Genomic DNA, 15,906 nt, shown 5'->3' on the forward strand with positions numbered 1-15,906 from the left:
ACGTACCGCTAGGATAACACGTACGTGCGGCCTCAGGGGACGATGATCAACTTCCCGCGGGTGTGGCCGGACCGGCTCAGGTCGAACGCCTCGCCGACCTGATCGAGGCCGAACGTCCCGGCGATCTCCACGGTCAGCTGACCGGCCTCAGCCAGCGCGGCCAGCCGGGCGGTCTCGGCACCGTCGGGCCGGACCCAGACCACCGAACCGCCGTGCTCCGCCACCGAAGCGTCCGCGATCGAGGCGTGCCGGCCACCCTTCCGCAGCACAGCGAGGGTCGTCTCGAGTTGACCGCCGACGAAGTCGGCCACGGCATCAACGCCATCCGGTGCCAGCGCGCGCACCCGATCGGCCAGCCCGTCGCCGTACTCCACCGGTTCCGCGCCGAGGGCCTTCAGGAAGTCGTGATTGCGGCTCGAGGCGGTGCCGATCACCCGGGCCCCGCGCGCGACAGCGATCTGCACCCCGAGGCTGCCGACGCCGCCGGCCGCACCGTGGATCAGTACGGTCTCGCCGCCGGCGAGTTCGAGCCGGTCCAGCGACCGCAGCGCCGTACCGCCCGCGAGGGGCAGCCCGGCGGCCTGCTCCCAGGACACGGAGGCCGGCTTCCGAGCCACGTACGCGGCCGGCACGGCGACCTGCTCGGCGAACGTCCCGGCCTGCACGGTGTCCTTCCGCGCGTACGCCAGCACCTCGTCACCCGGCGCGAACTCCGGTGTGTCGGGCCCGACCGCGAGCACCGTACCGGCCACGTCCCAGCCGGGGATGACCGGGAAGACCGTGTCCAGCATGGGATCCAGCCAGCCGGCGAGCAACTTCCAGTCGACCGGGTTCACGCTCGCGGCGCGCACCTTGATCAACACCGAACTCGGCGCAACCTTCGGCGGATCCACCTCGCGGACCTCGAGGGTCGAGTTGTCCAGACTGTAGGCCGAGTACGTGACGGCTCGCATGGGTTTCCTTCCTGATCGACGTGACTCAGGAAGAGACACCGGCAGGCCCGCCGGTATTCCCGGAGATTCAGATTCCGGTCTTGCCGTACCCCTCCGGCATCCGGAACGGACAGTAGAGCTGCATCTGCGGCGCCACCCGGGCCTGCGCCACCCGGAGCGCCTCGATCGGGGACGCCGAACCGAGCTTGATGCTCTCCTGCGCGGCGAACATCGCCTCCCACCAGACCTGGCTGACCGGGAACGGCGGCCGCGACGTCGAGTAGGACAGCTGATCGATGAAGAACTTCGCGTCGGCGAACGCTTGATCACCGAGCAGGTCCCGATAGGTCGGCAGCTCGCCGGTCTGGGGGATCATGATCGACTGACCTTGCCGGCCGGCGTAGAATTTCATGAAGTCCCAGGCCGCCTTCGACTTCGAGGATCCCTTGGGCATCACCAGCGAGAAGCCGCCCGACCAGGTGTAGATCGGGTCGTTCGGGTCGAACACGGGCAGGTTGGTGTAGCCGAGTTCAAGATCAGGCGCATACTTCTTCACCGAGGTGCGGTAGTTGTTGGTCTGGATCACGAAACCCTGCTGCTGACCGAGGAACGAGGTCTGCGCCGGCGGATGGTTCGGCGGCTCGTAGGTCGCCTTGAACGCGTCCACCCGGTTGTAGTCCTTCTCCCGGGTCCATTGATCAAGATAGACGTACGCGTCCAGGATCGGCTGCGCGGTCAGGTCGATGCCGCAGGTCTCGTCGTCGAAGAAGCTTGCTCCGTTGCCCAGCGCGAAGAGATAGCCGGAACCCTGGTCGGCCCATGGGATGAGGCCCAGCTGGGCGTAGTTGCCCCGACCGTCGGTCTTGATCAACTGATCACTCAGCTCGTCCAGCCGGGCGACCGTGGGCGCACCGTTGGCTGGGTCCAGTTCGTCCAGGTCGATGCCGGACTCGCGGAGGACCTTCTTGTTGAAGTAGAGGACGCGGGTGTCGGTGGAGGTCGGCAGCCCGTACGTCTTCCCGTTCAGCTTCAGCTCGTTCATCGCGAACGGCAGATACTGGTCGCGAAGATCGTCGTCCTCGTACTTCTCGATCAGGTCGTCGATCGGCTCCAGCAGGCCGAGCGCCGCGTACTGCGCACCACTGAAGCGGTCCATCCACCACAGGTCGGGCGCAGTGCCGGCCCGGACCGCGGTGATCACCTGGGTCGCGTCGCCGGTCCCGGACGACGGCACATTGTTCACCGTGATCTTGACGTCCGGGCGCTCCTGCCGGAACGCGTCGACGACCTGTGTCTCGTACTGCCGGGTGCTGCCGCCGACGCCCCAGACCAGGATCTCGTTCTCTCCGCGCTCCGGCCGAGTGCAGCCGGACAGGACACTTCCGCCGGCTACCGCGAGCCCGGCCGCACCGGCACTGGTCAGAAATCCTCGCCGATTCATCATGTGAAGCCTCTCGATCATTTGAAGCCACCGAGGGAGATCCCGCGGATGAAGTACCGCTGGAACACGAAGAACAAGATCACCAACGGCAAGATCACCAGGACCGAGGCGGCCATCAGCTGGTTGAACTGGATGTCCTCGGACTCGGTCTGCCGGAAGCTCTGCATGCCGATCGACAGCGTCTGTACGTTCTCGTCCTGCAGGTAGATCAGCGGGCCCATGAAGTCGTTCCAGGCACCGACGGCGGCGAAGATTGCGACCGCGGTCAGCGCCGGCAGTGCGTTCGGGAAGACCAGCCGCCAGGCGATCTTCCACTCCCCCGCCCCGTCCACCCGGGCCGCGTTGAGCATGTCCCGCGGGATCTGCAGCAGGAACTGCCGCAGCAGGAACGTGTAGAAGGCGCCCGCGAAAAGATGCGGTACGACCAGCGGCGCCCAGGTGTTGACCCAGCCGAGGTTGGCGTACAGGTCGAACATCGGGATCAGCGTCACCGGGAACGGCAGGAACATCGTCGCGATCACGATGTAGAAAACCTTGTCCCGGCCACGCCACTCCAGGCAGCCGAAACCGTACGCGACGACGAAGCTGGACACCACCGAGAAGACGACCGACATGATCGTGATCGCCGCCGTGTTGACGAAGAACCGCGCGAACGGCATCGCGTTCACCGCGTCCACGAAGTTCTGCCGGCGCAGCTCGGCCGGGAAGAACGTCGGCGGATACTGGGCCAACTCGGCCTCGCCCTTCAGCGCCGAGATGATCATCCAGTAGAGCGGCAGCAGGAACAGGCAGCTCAACGCGATCATCAGAACCCGCGCGATCAGCGAGCTGTACCAGCGTTGCCGGCTGCCGTCCTTGGCCAGTCCGGTCTGCCGGCGGTCCTTCGTGATCTCGCGGCCCTCGTCGTAACCCGGGCCGGTCTGAGTCGTCAGAGTCATGATCGCCCTCCTCAGCCCGAGGCCGTGTCGTAGTTCACGAAACGCCGGGACAGCCAGTAGACCAGGCCGGCCAGCAGCATCCCGACGATGAAGAGCACCACGGCCATCGCCGACGCATAGCCGAGCGAGGCGTACCGGAAAGCGTTCTGGTACAGGTACATCATGTAGAACAGGGTCCCGTTGTCCGGCGCTCCGGTGCCGTTGGTGAGCACGTACGCCTCGGTGAACACCTGCAGCGCTCCGGAGATCCCGGTGATCAAGTTGAACAAGATCGCCGGGCTGAGCAGCGGCAGCGTGATCGACCAGAACTGCCGCAGCGGTCCGGCGCCGTCCACCCGGGCCGCCTCGTACAAGGTCTTCGGGATGTTGTTCAACCCGGCCAGGAAGATCAACGCCGCGTTGCCCGCACCGAGCTGCAACATCAGCACGATCACGATCTTGGCCGAGATCGGCTCGCCGAGGAGGTTCACGCTCTCCCGGCCCAAAGCGTTGTTCAGCAGGCTGAACAGGCCGAACTGCGGATTGACGAAGACCACGAAGATGAAGCTCAGTGCGAACGCCGGCACCAGCGACGGAATGTAGAGCGCGGTCCGGTAGACGGCCACCTCGCGGACGTTCCGGTTCATCGCCAACGCGAGCAAGATCGCCACGACGAGGCCGATCGGCACCGCCAGCCCGGCGTAGAAGAGCGTGTTGAACGACGACGTCTTGATCAAGGGATCGGTGAACAGGGTCACATAGTTGCCGAACCCGACGAAGATCGGCGCCAGCATCCCCGAGTAGCGGGTCAGGCTGATGATGATCGAATAGACGAGTGGGTACGCGACGAAGACGGTCACCCCGATCAGCCAAGGCGAGATGAACAGCAGGCCCAGCCGCAGGTTGCGCTTGTCCCGCGCGCTCCACGGTCTTCGAGACCGCGCCGCCGGGCGGGCCCGTGGCGCTTCACCCCCGGCCTCGGGCGAGGCCGTGGGCATGACAACATCTGTCGGATTCGACATCGAATTCCTCTCCTGGGGCGGGTGTGGCCGAAGAGAGTCCACTTCCTGATCACGGGCGTGCGTTCCGCAGCAACGACCGATAGCGTGAAATTACTCCATCGCTTGGAGTTTGTCGACACAGTGTCCTGACAAGACCGACAGAGACGAGGTCAACCGATCGTGTCCAACCCCCTCAGAGTCGCGGTGCTGAGCTTCTGGCACGTGCACGCCGGCGACTACTCCCGATCCACCCAGGCTCACCCCGACACCGAGCTCGTCGCGGTCTACGACGACGACGCCGAGCGCGGCGCGGCCGGCGCGAAGGACTTCGGTGTCGAATTCACCGAAGACCTGGACTCCCTGCTGGCCCGGGACGACATCGACGCCGTGACCGTCACCACCGAGACCAGCCGGCACCGTGACGTGATGGTCGCCGCGGCGCGCGCCGGCAAGCACATCTTCACCGAGAAGTTGCTGGCGCCGACCGTCGCCGAGGCCGAGGAGATCATCGCCGCCGCCGACGAGAACGGCGTGAAGTTGATCGTCTCGCTGCCCCGGCTCTACCACGGCTACACGGCCAAGATCAACGAGATCCTGGCCTCCGGCGCGCTCGGCGAACTCACCTACGGCCGGGTCCGGCTGTCCCACGACGGCGCGGTCAAGAACTGGCTGCCGGAGCGGTTCTACGATCCGGAGACCGCGATCGGCGGTGCGCTGACCGACCTCGGCTGCCACCCGGTCTACCTGACCCAGCTGTTCCTCGGCGACGATCCGGACACGGTCAGCGCCACCTACCGGTCGATCACCAAGCGGCCCGTCGATGATCATGCCGTGGTCACCATCGGCTACCCGAACCAGCGGATCGGCGTGATCGAGGCCGGCTTCGCCAGCCGGAACCCGTTCAGCATCGAGCTGTTCGGCACCGAGGGAGCCCTGTTCTACAACGACGTCGAGAACGTGGTCCGGGTCTCCGGCGCCGGCCGGGACTGGACCAGCCACGAAGTGCCCGAACACGGCCAGGACGCCTACGGGCAATGGGTCGACCACATCCGCAACGACACTCGCGCGGACGACAACCTGGCCCGCGCCGTCGAGTTGACCCGCCTGGTCGTCGCGGCCAACGAGGCGGCCGGCACCGGCACGTCCGTTTCCTACTCTCATTGATCTCACTGAGGAGCCTTCCAGCATGAGCAAGATCAAGGTCGGCCTGATCGGGGCCGGCGGCATCGCCTCCGCCCACATCCGCGGTTACGCGACGCACAGCGACAAGATCACAATCACGGCGGTCGCCGACGCCGTACCGGAGACGTTGGCCAAGCGGGCCGAGGAGCTGTCCGCGGAGTCGTACGCCGACTACCACGACATGATCAACTCTGCCGACATCGACGCGGTGGACATCTGCCTGCCGCACCACCTGCACGCCGACGCGATCCTCACCGCGGCGAAGGCCGGCAAGCACATCCTGTGCGAGAAGCCGCTCTGCCTGAACGCGGAGGAAGCGCGCCAGGTCCTGGACGCCGTCTCGTCGGCCGGGGTGACCCTGATGAGCGGCCACAACCAGCTCTTCATGCCGGCCGTAGCGAAGGCAAAGGAACTGATCGAGTCCGGCGCCCTCGGCAAGGTGTACGAGGTCCGGACCACCGACAGCTTCTACAACAACTTCGACCCGGCCAACATGGGCTGGCGGGCCAGCAGCAAGACCAGCGGCGGCGGCGAGCTGATCGACACCGGCTACCACCCGACCTACCTGATGCTGCACCTGGCCGGCGGCGTACCGGTCGAGGCGACCGCGATGCTGTCCACGCACCGGCTCACCTTCGCCGAGGGCGAGGACTCGGCCCAGGTGTTGATCAGGTTCGACAACGGCGTGGTCGGCCAGCTGGTGACCAGCTGGGCCTACACCCCGGCCGCCTGCACCGAGCGGTTCTCCGTCGTCGGCGAGCTCGGCTCCCTGTACGGGACCAAGTCGGAGCTGTCGTACACGCTGCGTTCGGGTGAGTCGAAGACCGAGGAGTTCGAGGAGGTCGACACCTTCACCGCGGAGATCGGCCACTTCGCCGACTCCTTGATCAACAAGACCCGCCCGCTGCACACCGAGAAGGAGGGCATCGAGGCGCTCGGCATCATCCTGGCCGCCTACGAGGGCGCCAAGACCAAGACGATCGCCCCGGTGATCCAAGTCTGAGCAACGTGCTGTCGTCATAGCTCTTGAGGTGGAGCGCTGGAGGCCGATTTCGGGCTCCAGTGCTTCACCTCAAGTGGTTTCGCGACAACGCTGCGGTCTGTCAGTGATCGCGGATACCTTGCCGGGATGCGCCACTCCATCACCAGTGCCGCAGCGGGCGGCTGTGATCCCGCGGCCTTGGCCGAACTGGCCGCCCAGGCCGAGCGGTCCGGCTGGGACGGCTTCTTTCTCGAGGATTACCTCGTCTACCAGGGGCGCGAGGATGTCCCGACTTACGATCCGTGGATCGCGCTGGCCGCCATGGCCTGTGCCACGACGCGACTGACCCTGGGCACGACGGTGACGCCGGTCTCGCGGCGCCGACCGTGGCAGGTCGCGGCGCAGGCGATCACCTTAGATAGCCTCAGCGGCGGCCGATTCGTCCTCGGCGTCGGAAGCGGCAATGCCGGCGACGTCGACTTCGCGACCACGGGCGAGCCGAGCGAGCAACGAGAGCTTGCCGAACGACTGGACGAAGGACTGGAGATCATCGGCGGGCTGCTCGCGGGCCGCCGTGTGCACCACGCAGGTCGTCATTTCCAGGTCACCGGTTTGCGCCTCGAGGCCGCAGCCGGACGGCGCCGTCGCGTCCCGCTCTGGATCGGCGGCAATCTGCTCGCTCCGGCGGTGCGGCGGCGCATCGCACGCTGGGACGGTTCCTGCGCGTACAAGGGACCGATCGGTTCCGGGCTCGGCCCCGTCACTCCCGAGGACGTGGCCGACCTGAGGGCGTGCGTCGCGAGGAGCCGAGGTGCCGCAGCGCGGTTCGACATCAAGATCACCGCCGTCGACGACGCGGAGCTCCTGGCCGAGTTCGAGCGAGCGGGCGCCACCTGGGCCGGCGTCTGGGTCGACCCCACCGACTCGGCCACCTTGCGGCAGGTGATCACGGCGGGTCCTCGCCGAGTGTGACGGTTCCGACCGCGATCTTCGTTTTCACGGTAGGAACCGTCACACTCGGCGATCTTGGCTCCTGGTTCAGCCTGTGGTGCGGGTCATCTCGTAGGTGTAGCCGCCGCCGGGCCAGGTCCAGGCGCCGTGGATCCGGTTCCGGTCGGGTGAGATCCGGCCCTCGGCGTAGGCCGGCGAGGTGATCAGTTCGTCGGCTTCCGTTGCGCCGAAGGGTTTGCTGTGGCCGATCACCTCGTACGAACTGTGGGTCTGGCCCATCACCGTCAGCGTGCCCTCCTGAACCAGGAACGGATGGCCCGGCCGCAGCCAGTCGATGCTGACCGTGCCCGAGGCCTCCCCGCTGAAGGTCCACGTCCCGCGGAGCAGTTGTGCCAATGTTTCGACAGTCATGACGAGGTTGACCAGGGCCCGAACCGAAACCCAGCGGTCGAAGTAGGGTGACCTCCATGGCGAATCCGCTCATTCTTCCGTACGGCGACACGGCGCCGGTCATCGATCCGCAAGGCTGGATCGCGCCGAACGCGACGATCGTCGGCGAGGTGACGATCGCGGCCATGGCCAGCGTCTTCTACGGTGCCGTGGTGCGTGGTGACATGGCCGAGATCCGGCTCGGCGCGGGGAGCAACCTGCAGGACAACGTGGTGGTGCACACGGACACGGGCTATCCGTCGATCATCGGGGCCGGCGTCAGCGTCGGCCATGCCGCGGTCGTGCACGGCTGCACGATCGAGGACGAGACCTTGATCGGGATGCACGCCACCGTGCTCAACGGTGCCGTGGTCGGCCGGAACTCGCTGGTGGCGGCGGGCACGGTGATCCTGGAGGGCACGGTCGTCCCGCCCCGGTCGTTGGTCGCCGGCGTGCCGGGCAAGGTGCGCCGCGAACTGACCGATGCCGAGGTGAGCAAGGTGATCGAGAACGCCAAGCACTACCTCGACCTGTCCGCCGGCCACCGCGCGTCGGGATCGTGATCATGGACGACGTACCCTGGCTCGACCAGCGCGAACGGGACTGCTGGGTGGCCCTGGTCAACATCGCGATGCGGCTGGAGAGCACGCTGGATACCCAGCTCAGCAAGGATTCCGGCCTGCGGATGGTCGACTACTACGTGCTCGCCATGCTCTCCGAGAGCCGCGACCTGACGCTGACGATGGGCGAGCTCGCCGCCCGCAGCAACTCCTCGCCGTCCCGGATGTCGCACGTGGTGAAGCGGCTGGAGGCGCGCGGCTGGGTGCGCCGGTCGCCGTCCGAGGTGGACGGCCGCGGCACCCTGGCCAGCCTCACCGACAGCGGTCTGGAGACGATCAAGGCGGCGGCGCCCGATCATGTCCGGCACGTCCGCCGGCTGGTCTTCGACGCGCTCGCCCCGGAGGACCTGGAGCCGCTGACCGCCGGGTTGTCCAAGATCGCCGAGCGGGTCACGCCGCCCCTGGCCCGCCGTTCGGTGGCGGACTCCCAGGCGGCCGAGCCGGCCTGAGCGGCACTCAGGGCGCGGTGGCGGTGGCCAGGACGCGGCGCAGGCTGCCCCAGCGCTGGATGGCCTCCATGCCCTCGTCGTGGAAGGACCGCAGGGCCGGGTCGTCGCCCGGGTCCAGCGCGGCGGCCTCCTCCCACATGGCCCGCTCGGCGGCCTGCCACTCGGTCCGTTCGAGCACGCTGACCTCGGCGAAGCCGGCCTGGTCCAGCTCCGCGGCGAGATTCACCCGCGCGAGGCGCGCATGCCGCTCCGTCGACGGTTCGTTGCGTGGCTCCCAGCAGGTCAGCACGACTCGGCCGCCGGGGACAAGGATCCGCCGCAGTTCGGCGAAGGCGTCCGCCGGCGGATCCGCGAACTGGATCGAGTCGATGCAGAGGATGCGGTCCACCGAGCCGTCGCCCAGCCCGGTCGCGGTGAACTCGCCGACCCGGAATTCGGCCTCCCGCCCAAGATCATCGGCGAGCCGGCGGGCCTGATCGATCGCGACTGCCGAGTGATCGACACCGATGTGCTTCGCGCCGGTGCGTGACGCGATCTCCAGTCCGTACCCGCCGCGACCGCAGGCCAGGTCGAGCAGGGTCCGGCCGGGCGCCAGCCGCAACTCCTCGGTCACCTCCGCCAGTCCGTCCCAGGTGAGCAGGCTGGTCGACGGCAGCTCCGGCGGCAGCCCCAGGTGCCGGCGCTGGATCTGGTCCACCAGCGGCGATTCCGCCATGTTGGCGTACCAGGAGTCGAAGTAGCGGGCGCTCTCGGTCGTCATGGCGCCAACCTACCCGGCCGCTCCCTTTTCCCGTAGGATCCGGAGATAGTTCGGATCCGTACGATCTCGGGGAGTTGATCATGCTGACACGACGGACCTTGATCACCGGCGGCCTCGGTGCCGCAACAGCGGTGGCGCTCGGCGCGGAGCCGGCCCAGGCCCGGTCGCCACGGCTGCCGGACGAGTACGTGATCAGCGGGGCGCCCGCCTTCCAACCCGAGGGGATCACCGGTGGGCCCGGCGGCAGGTTCTGGGTGGGCAGCCTGACCACCGGCGACGTCGTCGTCGGCGACCGCCGGCTGCGGACGATGCGGCCGTTCGCCGCCGGCGCCGCGGCCGGCCGCGACCGAGCGCTCGGGCTGTCCTGGCATCGCGGCCGGCTCTGGGTGACCCGCCCCGACGGTCTCGACCTGTACGACCTCCGCGGTCGCCTGGTCCAGCAGGTGCAGGTGCCGGACGGCACGCCCTCGCTCAACGACCTGGCATTCACCCGCGAGGCGGTCTACGTCACCGACGACGCCAACGCCGTCGTCCACCGCGCCCCGCTGCGCGCCGCCGGTTGCGGCGAACTCCGGCCGTGGTTCGTCGCGACCGACTGGCATCCGGAGTTCCAGACCGGCTGGTGGTTCCTGAACGGAATCGTGTCGACCCGCGATCCCGAACTGCTGCTGGTGTCCAGCCAGGGACTGGGCAGCTTGATCAGGCTCGATCCGGCCACCGGCTCCGCGGCGTTCGTCGACGTCGAGGGCGCGGCGGACGGGTTCTTCGGGCCGGACGGGATGCGGCTGTCCGGCCGCCGGCTCGCCGCGGTGCTCAACTACCGGGCCCCAGCCGGCCGGCAGGGGGTCTACTTCGTCGACCTGAACCGGGAGCTGACCGCCGGCCGGCAGCTCCCGCAGGTCCTGGACGCCGGCCTGGACTCGCCGACGACGCTCGAACTGGACCGGGACCGGATCCTGGTCGTCAACAGTCAGCTCGATCATGCTCCGGGCACGCCGCCGTACACGGTGACGGCTTTCCCGGATCCGCGTTGATCAGCGGACGTCGTCCGCGGCCTGCTCCAACCGGGAGATCAACCAGGTCAACCGGCGCTGGGTTTCCTTGATCGACTTCGGATCCTGTCGCTCGGTCCAGTGCCGCGACACGGCCCGCTCGGCCCGCCGGTGCAGCCGCCGGCCGCTCATGGTCATCATGATCAACGCGCTCCGTCCGTCCTCGACCGGACGCCGCTCGATCAGTTCCTTGCGCTCCAGGGAGGTCAGCAGTCCGGACAGGGTCGAGCGGGTGATCCCGAGTCGCTGACCGATGGCGCCGTGGGTCCGGGGACCGGCGGTGATCAACAGGCTGGTCACGGCATACTCGCTCGGCGTCAGCCCGAGCGGTTGCAGGATCACCCGGAGCAGTGCCCCGACCCGCTCGTGCGCGACCAGTACGTCGAACAGGATCCCGATCGCCACCTCGTCGCCCGGATCGTCAACCATGCTTGCGATCCTAGTGTCCAGACCCGCGATGGACTGCTAGAGTCCGGTGGCTCCGGAAGGAGTACACGATGGACCTGGGCATCGTCCTGCAGACCACTCCCCCGTCGTCCCGCGTTGTTGATCTTGCCGTGCGGGCGGACGGCTACGGGTTCAGCCACGTCTGGACCTTCGACAGCCACATCCTGTGGCCGGAACCGTACCCGATCCTGAGCCAGATCCTGGACCGCACCGAGCGGGTCGTCGTCGGTCCGATGGTGACGAACCCGGAGACCCGGGACTGGACGGTGACGGCCAGCCTGTTCGCCACCCTCAACGAGATGTACGGCAATCGGACGATCTGCGGCATCGGCCGCGGTGATTCCGCGGTCCGGGTCACCAACGGTCGGCCCAGCACGCTGGCCACCCTGCGCGACTCGGTCGAGGTGATCCGCAGCCTGGCCGCCGGCGAGGAGATCGACTACCGCGGGTCGAGGATCCACTTCCCCTGGGCCGGTGACAGCCGCGTCGACGTCTGGATTGCCGCGTACGGCCCGCGGGCGCTGGCCCTGACCGGCGAGGTCGCGGACGGTTTCATCCTGCAGCTCGCGGACCCCAGCATCGCCGCCTGGACGGTCGCCGAGGTCCGCGCCGCAGCGGCGGCGGCCGGCCGCGATCCGGAGTCGATCGCGATCTGCGTCGCGGCGCCCGCGTACGTCACCGAGGACGACCCGGCCGCCCGGGCCCATGCCCGTGATCAACTTCGCTGGTTCGGCGGCATGGTAGGCAACCACGCGGCCGACATCGTCGAGCGCTACGGCGAGTCGGCGCCGGTGCCGCGGGAGCTGACCGAGTTCATCGCCGGCCGGGTGGGTTACGACTACAGCACCCACGGCCGGGCCGAGAACGATCATGTCGGCTTCGTCTCCGACGAGGTGCTGGACCGGTTCTGCCTGATCGGCCCGGTCGATGATCATGTCCGCCGGCTGCAGGGGCTGGCCGAGCTCGGCGTGGATCAGTTCGCGATCTATCTGCAGCACGACGACAACGACGAGACGCTGCGCCGCTACGGCGAGGAGATCATTCCCCGGCTCAGCTGACGCGCTGTCAGGTGCGTGTCAGGGCCGTGACAGGTGTGCCGCGGATGGTGGTCCCATGAATACAACGAACGAGATCACGGTGCACGGACACGTCGAGGACGGCTGGGGGAAGGTCGCCGACGCGTTCCGGGCCAACTTCAGCAGCGATCCCGGCGAGGTGGGCGCGGCCTGCGCCGTCTACCATGACGGCCGCCCGGTGGTCGATCTGTGGGGCGGGCTCCGCGACAGCGCGACCCAGCAGCCGTGGCAGCGGGACACCATCGCGCTGGTCGCGTCGACGACCAAGGGCGCGACGGCGATCTGCGCCCACCTGCTGGCCCAGCGCGGAGAACTGGACCTGGACGCCCCGGTGATCAACTACTGGCCGGAGTTCGGCGCCGCGGGCAAGGACGAGATCCCGGTGCGCTGGCTGCTCTCCCACCAGGCCGGGCTGCCGGTCATCGACGGTCCGCTGACGTTCGAGGACGCCTGCGCCTTGGATCCGGTGATCAAGGCGCTGGAGGCGCAGCGGCCGCTGTGGCGGCCGGGCACCGAGCACGTCTACCACAGCATCACGTTCGGCTACCTGGTCGGCGAGGTGGTGCGGCGGATCACCGGCAGGTCGCTCGGCACGTTCTTCGCCGACGAGGTGGCCGGTCCGCTCGAGCTGAACTCCTGGATCGGGCTGCCGGAGGCGCAGGAGCCGCAGGTCGCCACGATCGAGTACGCAAAGCCGTTCACCCTGGAGGAGATGACCGAGGGGATGATCGCGACCATGGGCCTCGACGCCGAGACGGTCAACAGGTGGATCCAGGCCGTCTGGGGCGAGGACTCGGTGCAGGCCAAGGCCGGTGTGCTCGGCGGTGCGCTCGCGGATCAGTCCCACTTCACCACGCGGGCCTACCGTGCGGCGGAGTTCCCGGCGGCGAACCTGCACACCGACGCACGGTCGGTGGCCCGGATGTATGCGGCGACGGTGAGCGACGTCGACGGTCTCCGGCTGCTCGAGCCGTCCACGGTCGAGCGGGCCATCGAGGTCCAGACCGACAAGACCCGGATGCACGGGCTGCCGGATGATCTTGACCTTCCGGCGAACCGGTCCTTCTACATGTCGCTCGGGTTCTGGCGGTCCTGCCCGCCGATGCCGCTGACCGGGCCGAAGGCGTTCGGGCATCCGGGTTCGGGCGGGTCGGTCGGGTTCGCCGACCCGGACGCCGGGATCGGGTTCTGCTACATCCCCAACCTGTGGTCATTCCGGATCGGCGAGCCGCGGGCGTCGAGCCTGGCCGAGGCGGTGCTAGCCAGCCTCTGACCGGTGCACCGGCCGTGGCTCCGTCGGCCACGGCCGGGCCTGCTCCAGTTGGGCGGCGACGGAGATGATCATGGCGTCGGCACCGTACCGGCCGGTCAGCATGACGCCGATCGGCAGCGTGGTGCCGCCGACCTCGGCGCGGTGCAGCGGCAGGCTGATCGACGGCCGGCCGGTGACGTTGGCCAGGTTGGTCCACGGCGTGTACGCGTACTGCGCAACGAATTCCGCGACCGGATCAAGATCATTCCTCAAGCCCCCGATCGGCATCGGCGGCTGCGCCAGGGTCGGGGTCAGGATGAGGTCGTACGCCTGCCAGCGATCGGCCACCGCGCGAGTGATCAACTGAGCCGTCTGCACCGCCTGCGCGAACTGCAGCCCGGTGACGCCGCGGCCGACCTCGCGCAGGTGCCGGGTCAGCGGCGTCACCCGGTCCTCAGCATCGGCCGGCACCGGAGCCCCGAGCGCGCTGATCGCCCACAGCGCCTCGAACGCCTGCAGCCCGCGTTGCTGAGCCTCGGCCGTCATCGGCGCGGGCCCGACGTCCACCCGGTGACCGAGTTCGGTCAACAACTCCGCGGTCTGTTCGGCCGCGGCGCGACAGACCGGGTCGACCCCGCCCGGCGTTCCGTAGAACGGTTCCAGGATCAGACCGATCCGCAACGACCCCGGGTCGGCCGCGCAGGCGTCGAGGAACGGGCCGCCCGGCGGAGCGATGAAGGCGTCGCCCGGCCAGTCATGGGCCAGCAGGTCGAGTGCCAGGGCGGTATCGCGGACGTCCCGGGTCACCACGCCGTGCGTGCTCAGTCCCGCCGACTCGGCCCCGTACGGTCCCGGACTGATCCGGCCCCGGGACGGCTTCAGCCCGACCAGCCCACAGCAACTCGCGGGGATCCGGATCGACCCGCCGCCGTCGCTGGCGTGCGCGATCGGCACGATGCCAGCGGCGACCGCGGCCGCGGCTCCGCCACTGGACCCGCCGGCCGAACGGCTCAGATCCCAAGGAGTACGGGCCGGCGGCGCGACGTCCGGCTCCGTATAGGGCGGCAACCCGAACTCCGGCGTGCTGGTCTTGCCGACCATGATCGTTCCCGCCTGCCGGAGCAGGGTCACGACACCGTCGTCCACCGGCGCGGGATCGCCGGCGAGCGCGGCGCTGCCCCGCCGGATCGGCACTCCCGCCACCTGGGTCAGGTCCTTGATCGGACAGGGAACGCCGGCCAGCGCCGGCAACTCCTCGCCTGCCTTGAGCTGCCGCTCGACCTCGGCCGCCTGCCGGAGCGCGAGCTCGGGGGTCAGCGTCACGAACGCGCCGACCTCCGGCCCCAGCCGGGCGGCGCGGTCCAAGGTGTCCTCGACGAGTTCGGTCGGCGATTGTGCTCCGGTACGGACAGCACGGGCGACCTCGCGGGCGGTCATGATCACCCGCACACCGTAGCCCGGGCGGAGATCCGCCCAGTGTGCATGCACTGCATGCGAACGATCATCGGATCCGGAGGGACCGCAGACCCAAGAGGCATCAGCCTGTGATCGTCCTCGACGCCAACCTGGTCTGGTACCTGATGCGCCGTGATCCGGTGGCTGTCGCACAGGTGGGAGGTCAGGCTGCTCGAACGTGCCTATGAGGCGTTCTCGGCACGGTCGGGAAGGGGTTCCCCTCCGAGGACCGGGCCGCCGACGAGTACGGCGCTCTGCTCGCGCACCGAGCTCGGAGCGAGAGGCCCAATCAGCCATGACGACTGTCAGATCGCCGCGATCACGCTCAGCCGAGGAGCGGCCCTGGCAACCCGCAACAGCCGCGACTTCGAGGACTGTGGCCTGCGCGTCCTCAACCCGTACGACGAGTGATGGCGACCCCGCCGCCGGGGACCTCAGGTCCACAGGCGTTGTGCTGGCATCTGCGGACACGCTTCGGAGACATCCTGATCGACCGTGACGCGAAGGCCTGAGAATCGCCGCCCGATCGACTCGGCGTAGCGTCGTGCAGCGTCTTCATCGGCACGGTAGGTCGCGAGCGCGCGATTGCCGAACCACAGTGTCACGCGATGTTGATCACAAAGCGGCGCCGAGCCGTCCGGATTGCTGACATTCTCGTTCGTCATGCGCAATGTCCAGTTCGTTCGATCGTTGGAGGTGAGGTCAAGGTGCAGGGGCGGGTCACCGGCCGGCACCCTGACTTCACCGGACTTGGGGTCGCCAGACCTCGATCCCCCGGAGTCGAGATCGGCGTCGTTGATCTTGGTTCGAATCCGGACGCATGGTGAGCGTCGGGTGTGGGCCAGACACAGTCGGCACCTGACCCGGTGACCGCGAAAGGATGTCCCGCCGTACGACGAGCGCCGGCTGTCAAGAACGCAGGCATCTGCGATCGCTCCATGAGATCAGATGGTGGCGGTA

The 15,906-nt window shown here is 68.4% G+C and carries 17 protein-coding genes; 8 read left to right on the top strand and 9 right to left on the bottom strand.

Annotation, left to right across the window (positions count from 1 at the left end):
- Positions 1-32 precede the first annotated feature (32 nt).
- The 4 genes from BKA15_RS09750 to BKA15_RS09765 form a co-directional block, all read right to left on the bottom strand.
- On the bottom strand, positions 33-953 hold the full coding sequence (locus BKA15_RS09750) for an NADP-dependent oxidoreductase (protein ID WP_179750269.1): 921 nt from the start codon (positions 951-953) through the stop codon (positions 33-35).
- A gap of 67 nt (positions 954-1,020) precedes the next feature.
- Entirely contained in the window at positions 1,021-2,376 is a 1,356-nt protein-coding gene (locus BKA15_RS09755) for an ABC transporter substrate-binding protein (protein ID WP_179750271.1), read from the bottom strand.
- 14 nt (positions 2,377-2,390) lie between these two features.
- On the bottom strand, positions 2,391-3,311 hold the full coding sequence (locus tag BKA15_RS09760; RefSeq protein ID WP_179750273.1) for a carbohydrate ABC transporter permease: 921 nt from the start codon (positions 3,309-3,311) through the stop codon (positions 2,391-2,393).
- Positions 3,312-3,322: 11 nt separating this feature from the next.
- Positions 3,323-4,288 carry a carbohydrate ABC transporter permease gene (locus tag BKA15_RS09765; protein WP_179750275.1) on the bottom strand — a complete coding sequence of 322 codons (966 nt, stop codon included), beginning with the start codon at positions 4,286-4,288 and terminating at the stop codon, positions 3,323-3,325.
- A 183-nt stretch (positions 4,289-4,471) separates the two neighbouring features.
- Between BKA15_RS09765 and BKA15_RS09770 the strand changes: the two genes are divergently transcribed.
- The 3 genes from BKA15_RS09770 to BKA15_RS09780 all read left to right on the top strand — a co-directional run bounded on the left by BKA15_RS09770 (position 4,472) and on the right by BKA15_RS09780 (position 7,427).
- Positions 4,472-5,455, top strand: a complete 984-nt coding sequence (locus BKA15_RS09770; protein WP_179750277.1) for a Gfo/Idh/MocA family protein — start codon at positions 4,472-4,474, stop codon at positions 5,453-5,455.
- 22 nt (positions 5,456-5,477) lie between these two features.
- Entirely contained in the window at positions 5,478-6,476 is a 999-nt protein-coding gene (locus BKA15_RS09775; RefSeq protein WP_179750279.1) for a Gfo/Idh/MocA family protein, read from the top strand.
- A 126-nt stretch (positions 6,477-6,602) separates the two neighbouring features.
- On the top strand, positions 6,603-7,427 hold the full coding sequence (locus BKA15_RS09780) for an LLM class flavin-dependent oxidoreductase (RefSeq protein ID WP_179750281.1): 825 nt from the start codon (positions 6,603-6,605) through the stop codon (positions 7,425-7,427).
- 66 nt (positions 7,428-7,493) lie between these two features.
- Here the strand turns inward: BKA15_RS09780 and BKA15_RS09785 are convergent, their stop codons facing one another.
- A complete protein-coding gene (locus tag BKA15_RS09785) occupies positions 7,494-7,817 on the bottom strand; it encodes a hypothetical protein (RefSeq protein ID WP_179750283.1) in 324 nt (107 codons plus the stop codon).
- Between the two features lie 56 nt (positions 7,818-7,873).
- Here BKA15_RS09785 and BKA15_RS09790 point away from each other — a divergent pair, with 56 nt between their 5' ends.
- Together BKA15_RS09790 and BKA15_RS09795 are read left to right on the top strand one after the other, a co-directional pair.
- Positions 7,874-8,398, top strand: a complete 525-nt coding sequence (locus BKA15_RS09790) for a gamma carbonic anhydrase family protein (RefSeq protein WP_179750284.1) — start codon at positions 7,874-7,876, stop codon at positions 8,396-8,398.
- Positions 8,399-8,400: 2 nt separating this feature from the next.
- Entirely contained in the window at positions 8,401-8,904 is a 504-nt protein-coding gene (locus tag BKA15_RS09795) for a MarR family winged helix-turn-helix transcriptional regulator (RefSeq protein WP_179750286.1), read from the top strand.
- Between the two features lie 7 nt (positions 8,905-8,911).
- Here BKA15_RS09795 and BKA15_RS09800 read toward each other — a convergent pair whose 3' ends face one another.
- Entirely contained in the window at positions 8,912-9,664 is a 753-nt protein-coding gene (locus BKA15_RS09800) for a class I SAM-dependent methyltransferase (protein ID WP_179750288.1), read from the bottom strand.
- Positions 9,665-9,744: 80 nt separating this feature from the next.
- On the opposite strand from BKA15_RS09800, the gene BKA15_RS09805 reads away from it, so the two are divergent.
- Positions 9,745-10,698: a hypothetical protein gene (locus BKA15_RS09805; protein ID WP_179750290.1), complete on the top strand. Its 954-nt coding sequence runs from the start codon at positions 9,745-9,747 to the stop codon at positions 10,696-10,698.
- Here the strand turns inward: BKA15_RS09805 and BKA15_RS09810 are convergent, their stop codons facing one another.
- On the bottom strand, positions 10,699-11,145 hold the full coding sequence (locus tag BKA15_RS09810) for a MarR family transcriptional regulator (RefSeq protein ID WP_179750292.1): 447 nt from the start codon (positions 11,143-11,145) through the stop codon (positions 10,699-10,701).
- A 68-nt stretch (positions 11,146-11,213) separates the two neighbouring features.
- Here BKA15_RS09810 and BKA15_RS09815 point away from each other — a divergent pair, with 68 nt between their 5' ends.
- Both BKA15_RS09815 and BKA15_RS09820 read left to right on the top strand, forming a co-directional pair.
- Positions 11,214-12,221 carry a TIGR03842 family LLM class F420-dependent oxidoreductase gene (locus tag BKA15_RS09815; protein ID WP_179750294.1) on the top strand — a complete coding sequence of 336 codons (1,008 nt, stop codon included), beginning with the start codon at positions 11,214-11,216 and terminating at the stop codon, positions 12,219-12,221.
- Between the two features lie 55 nt (positions 12,222-12,276).
- Positions 12,277-13,512, top strand: a complete 1,236-nt coding sequence (locus BKA15_RS09820; protein ID WP_179750296.1) for a serine hydrolase domain-containing protein — start codon at positions 12,277-12,279, stop codon at positions 13,510-13,512.
- Here the strand turns inward: BKA15_RS09820 and BKA15_RS09825 are convergent.
- Both BKA15_RS09825 and BKA15_RS09830 read right to left on the bottom strand, forming a co-directional pair.
- The gene (locus BKA15_RS09825) at positions 13,498-14,928 is read right to left on the bottom strand and encodes an amidase (protein WP_179758354.1); all 1,431 of its coding nucleotides are present in this window, start codon (positions 14,926-14,928) and stop codon (positions 13,498-13,500) included. The two genes, BKA15_RS09820 and BKA15_RS09825, sit on opposite strands and share 15 nt — an antisense overlap.
- Before the next feature lie 452 nt (positions 14,929-15,380).
- A complete protein-coding gene (locus BKA15_RS09830; protein ID WP_246322301.1) occupies positions 15,381-15,680 on the bottom strand; it encodes a BTB/POZ domain-containing protein in 300 nt (99 codons plus the stop codon).
- Positions 15,681-15,906: the final 226 nt, after the last annotated feature.

This window comes from Microlunatus parietis (assembly GCF_013407955.1).
Classification (GTDB): domain Bacteria; phylum Actinomycetota; class Actinomycetes; order Propionibacteriales; family Propionibacteriaceae; genus Microlunatus; species Microlunatus parietis.

Excerpts from the sequence above, each read along its gene's own strand:
- BKA15_RS09820 (WP_179750296.1), top strand. The coding sequence starts at position 12,277 with ATGAATACAACGAACGAGATCACGGTGCACGGACACGTCGAGGACGGC.
- BKA15_RS09815 (WP_179750294.1), top strand. The coding sequence starts at position 11,214 with ATGGACCTGGGCATCGTCCTGCAGACCACTCCCCCGTCGTCCCGCGTT.
- BKA15_RS09780 (WP_179750281.1), top strand. The coding sequence starts at position 6,603 with ATGCGCCACTCCATCACCAGTGCCGCAGCGGGCGGCTGTGATCCCGCG.
- BKA15_RS09765 (WP_179750275.1), bottom strand. The coding sequence starts at position 4,288 with ATGCCCACGGCCTCGCCCGAGGCCGGGGGTGAAGCGCCACGGGCCCGC.
- BKA15_RS09760 (WP_179750273.1), bottom strand. The coding sequence starts at position 3,311 with ATGACTCTGACGACTCAGACCGGCCCGGGTTACGACGAGGGCCGCGAG.
- BKA15_RS09755 (WP_179750271.1), bottom strand. The coding sequence starts at position 2,376 with ATGATGAATCGGCGAGGATTTCTGACCAGTGCCGGTGCGGCCGGGCTC.
- BKA15_RS09785 (WP_179750283.1), bottom strand. The coding sequence starts at position 7,817 with ATGACTGTCGAAACATTGGCACAACTGCTCCGCGGGACGTGGACCTTC.
- BKA15_RS09800 (WP_179750288.1), bottom strand. The coding sequence starts at position 9,664 with ATGACGACCGAGAGCGCCCGCTACTTCGACTCCTGGTACGCCAACATG.
- BKA15_RS09775 (WP_179750279.1), top strand. The coding sequence starts at position 5,478 with ATGAGCAAGATCAAGGTCGGCCTGATCGGGGCCGGCGGCATCGCCTCC.
- BKA15_RS09825 (WP_179758354.1), bottom strand. The coding sequence starts at position 14,928 with ATGACCGCCCGCGAGGTCGCCCGTGCTGTCCGTACCGGAGCACAATCG.
- BKA15_RS09810 (WP_179750292.1), bottom strand. The coding sequence starts at position 11,145 with ATGGTTGACGATCCGGGCGACGAGGTGGCGATCGGGATCCTGTTCGAC.
- BKA15_RS09795 (WP_179750286.1), top strand. The coding sequence starts at position 8,401 with ATGGACGACGTACCCTGGCTCGACCAGCGCGAACGGGACTGCTGGGTG.
- BKA15_RS09805 (WP_179750290.1), top strand. The coding sequence starts at position 9,745 with ATGCTGACACGACGGACCTTGATCACCGGCGGCCTCGGTGCCGCAACA.
- BKA15_RS09790 (WP_179750284.1), top strand. The coding sequence starts at position 7,874 with ATGGCGAATCCGCTCATTCTTCCGTACGGCGACACGGCGCCGGTCATC.
- BKA15_RS09750 (WP_179750269.1), bottom strand. The coding sequence starts at position 953 with ATGCGAGCCGTCACGTACTCGGCCTACAGTCTGGACAACTCGACCCTC.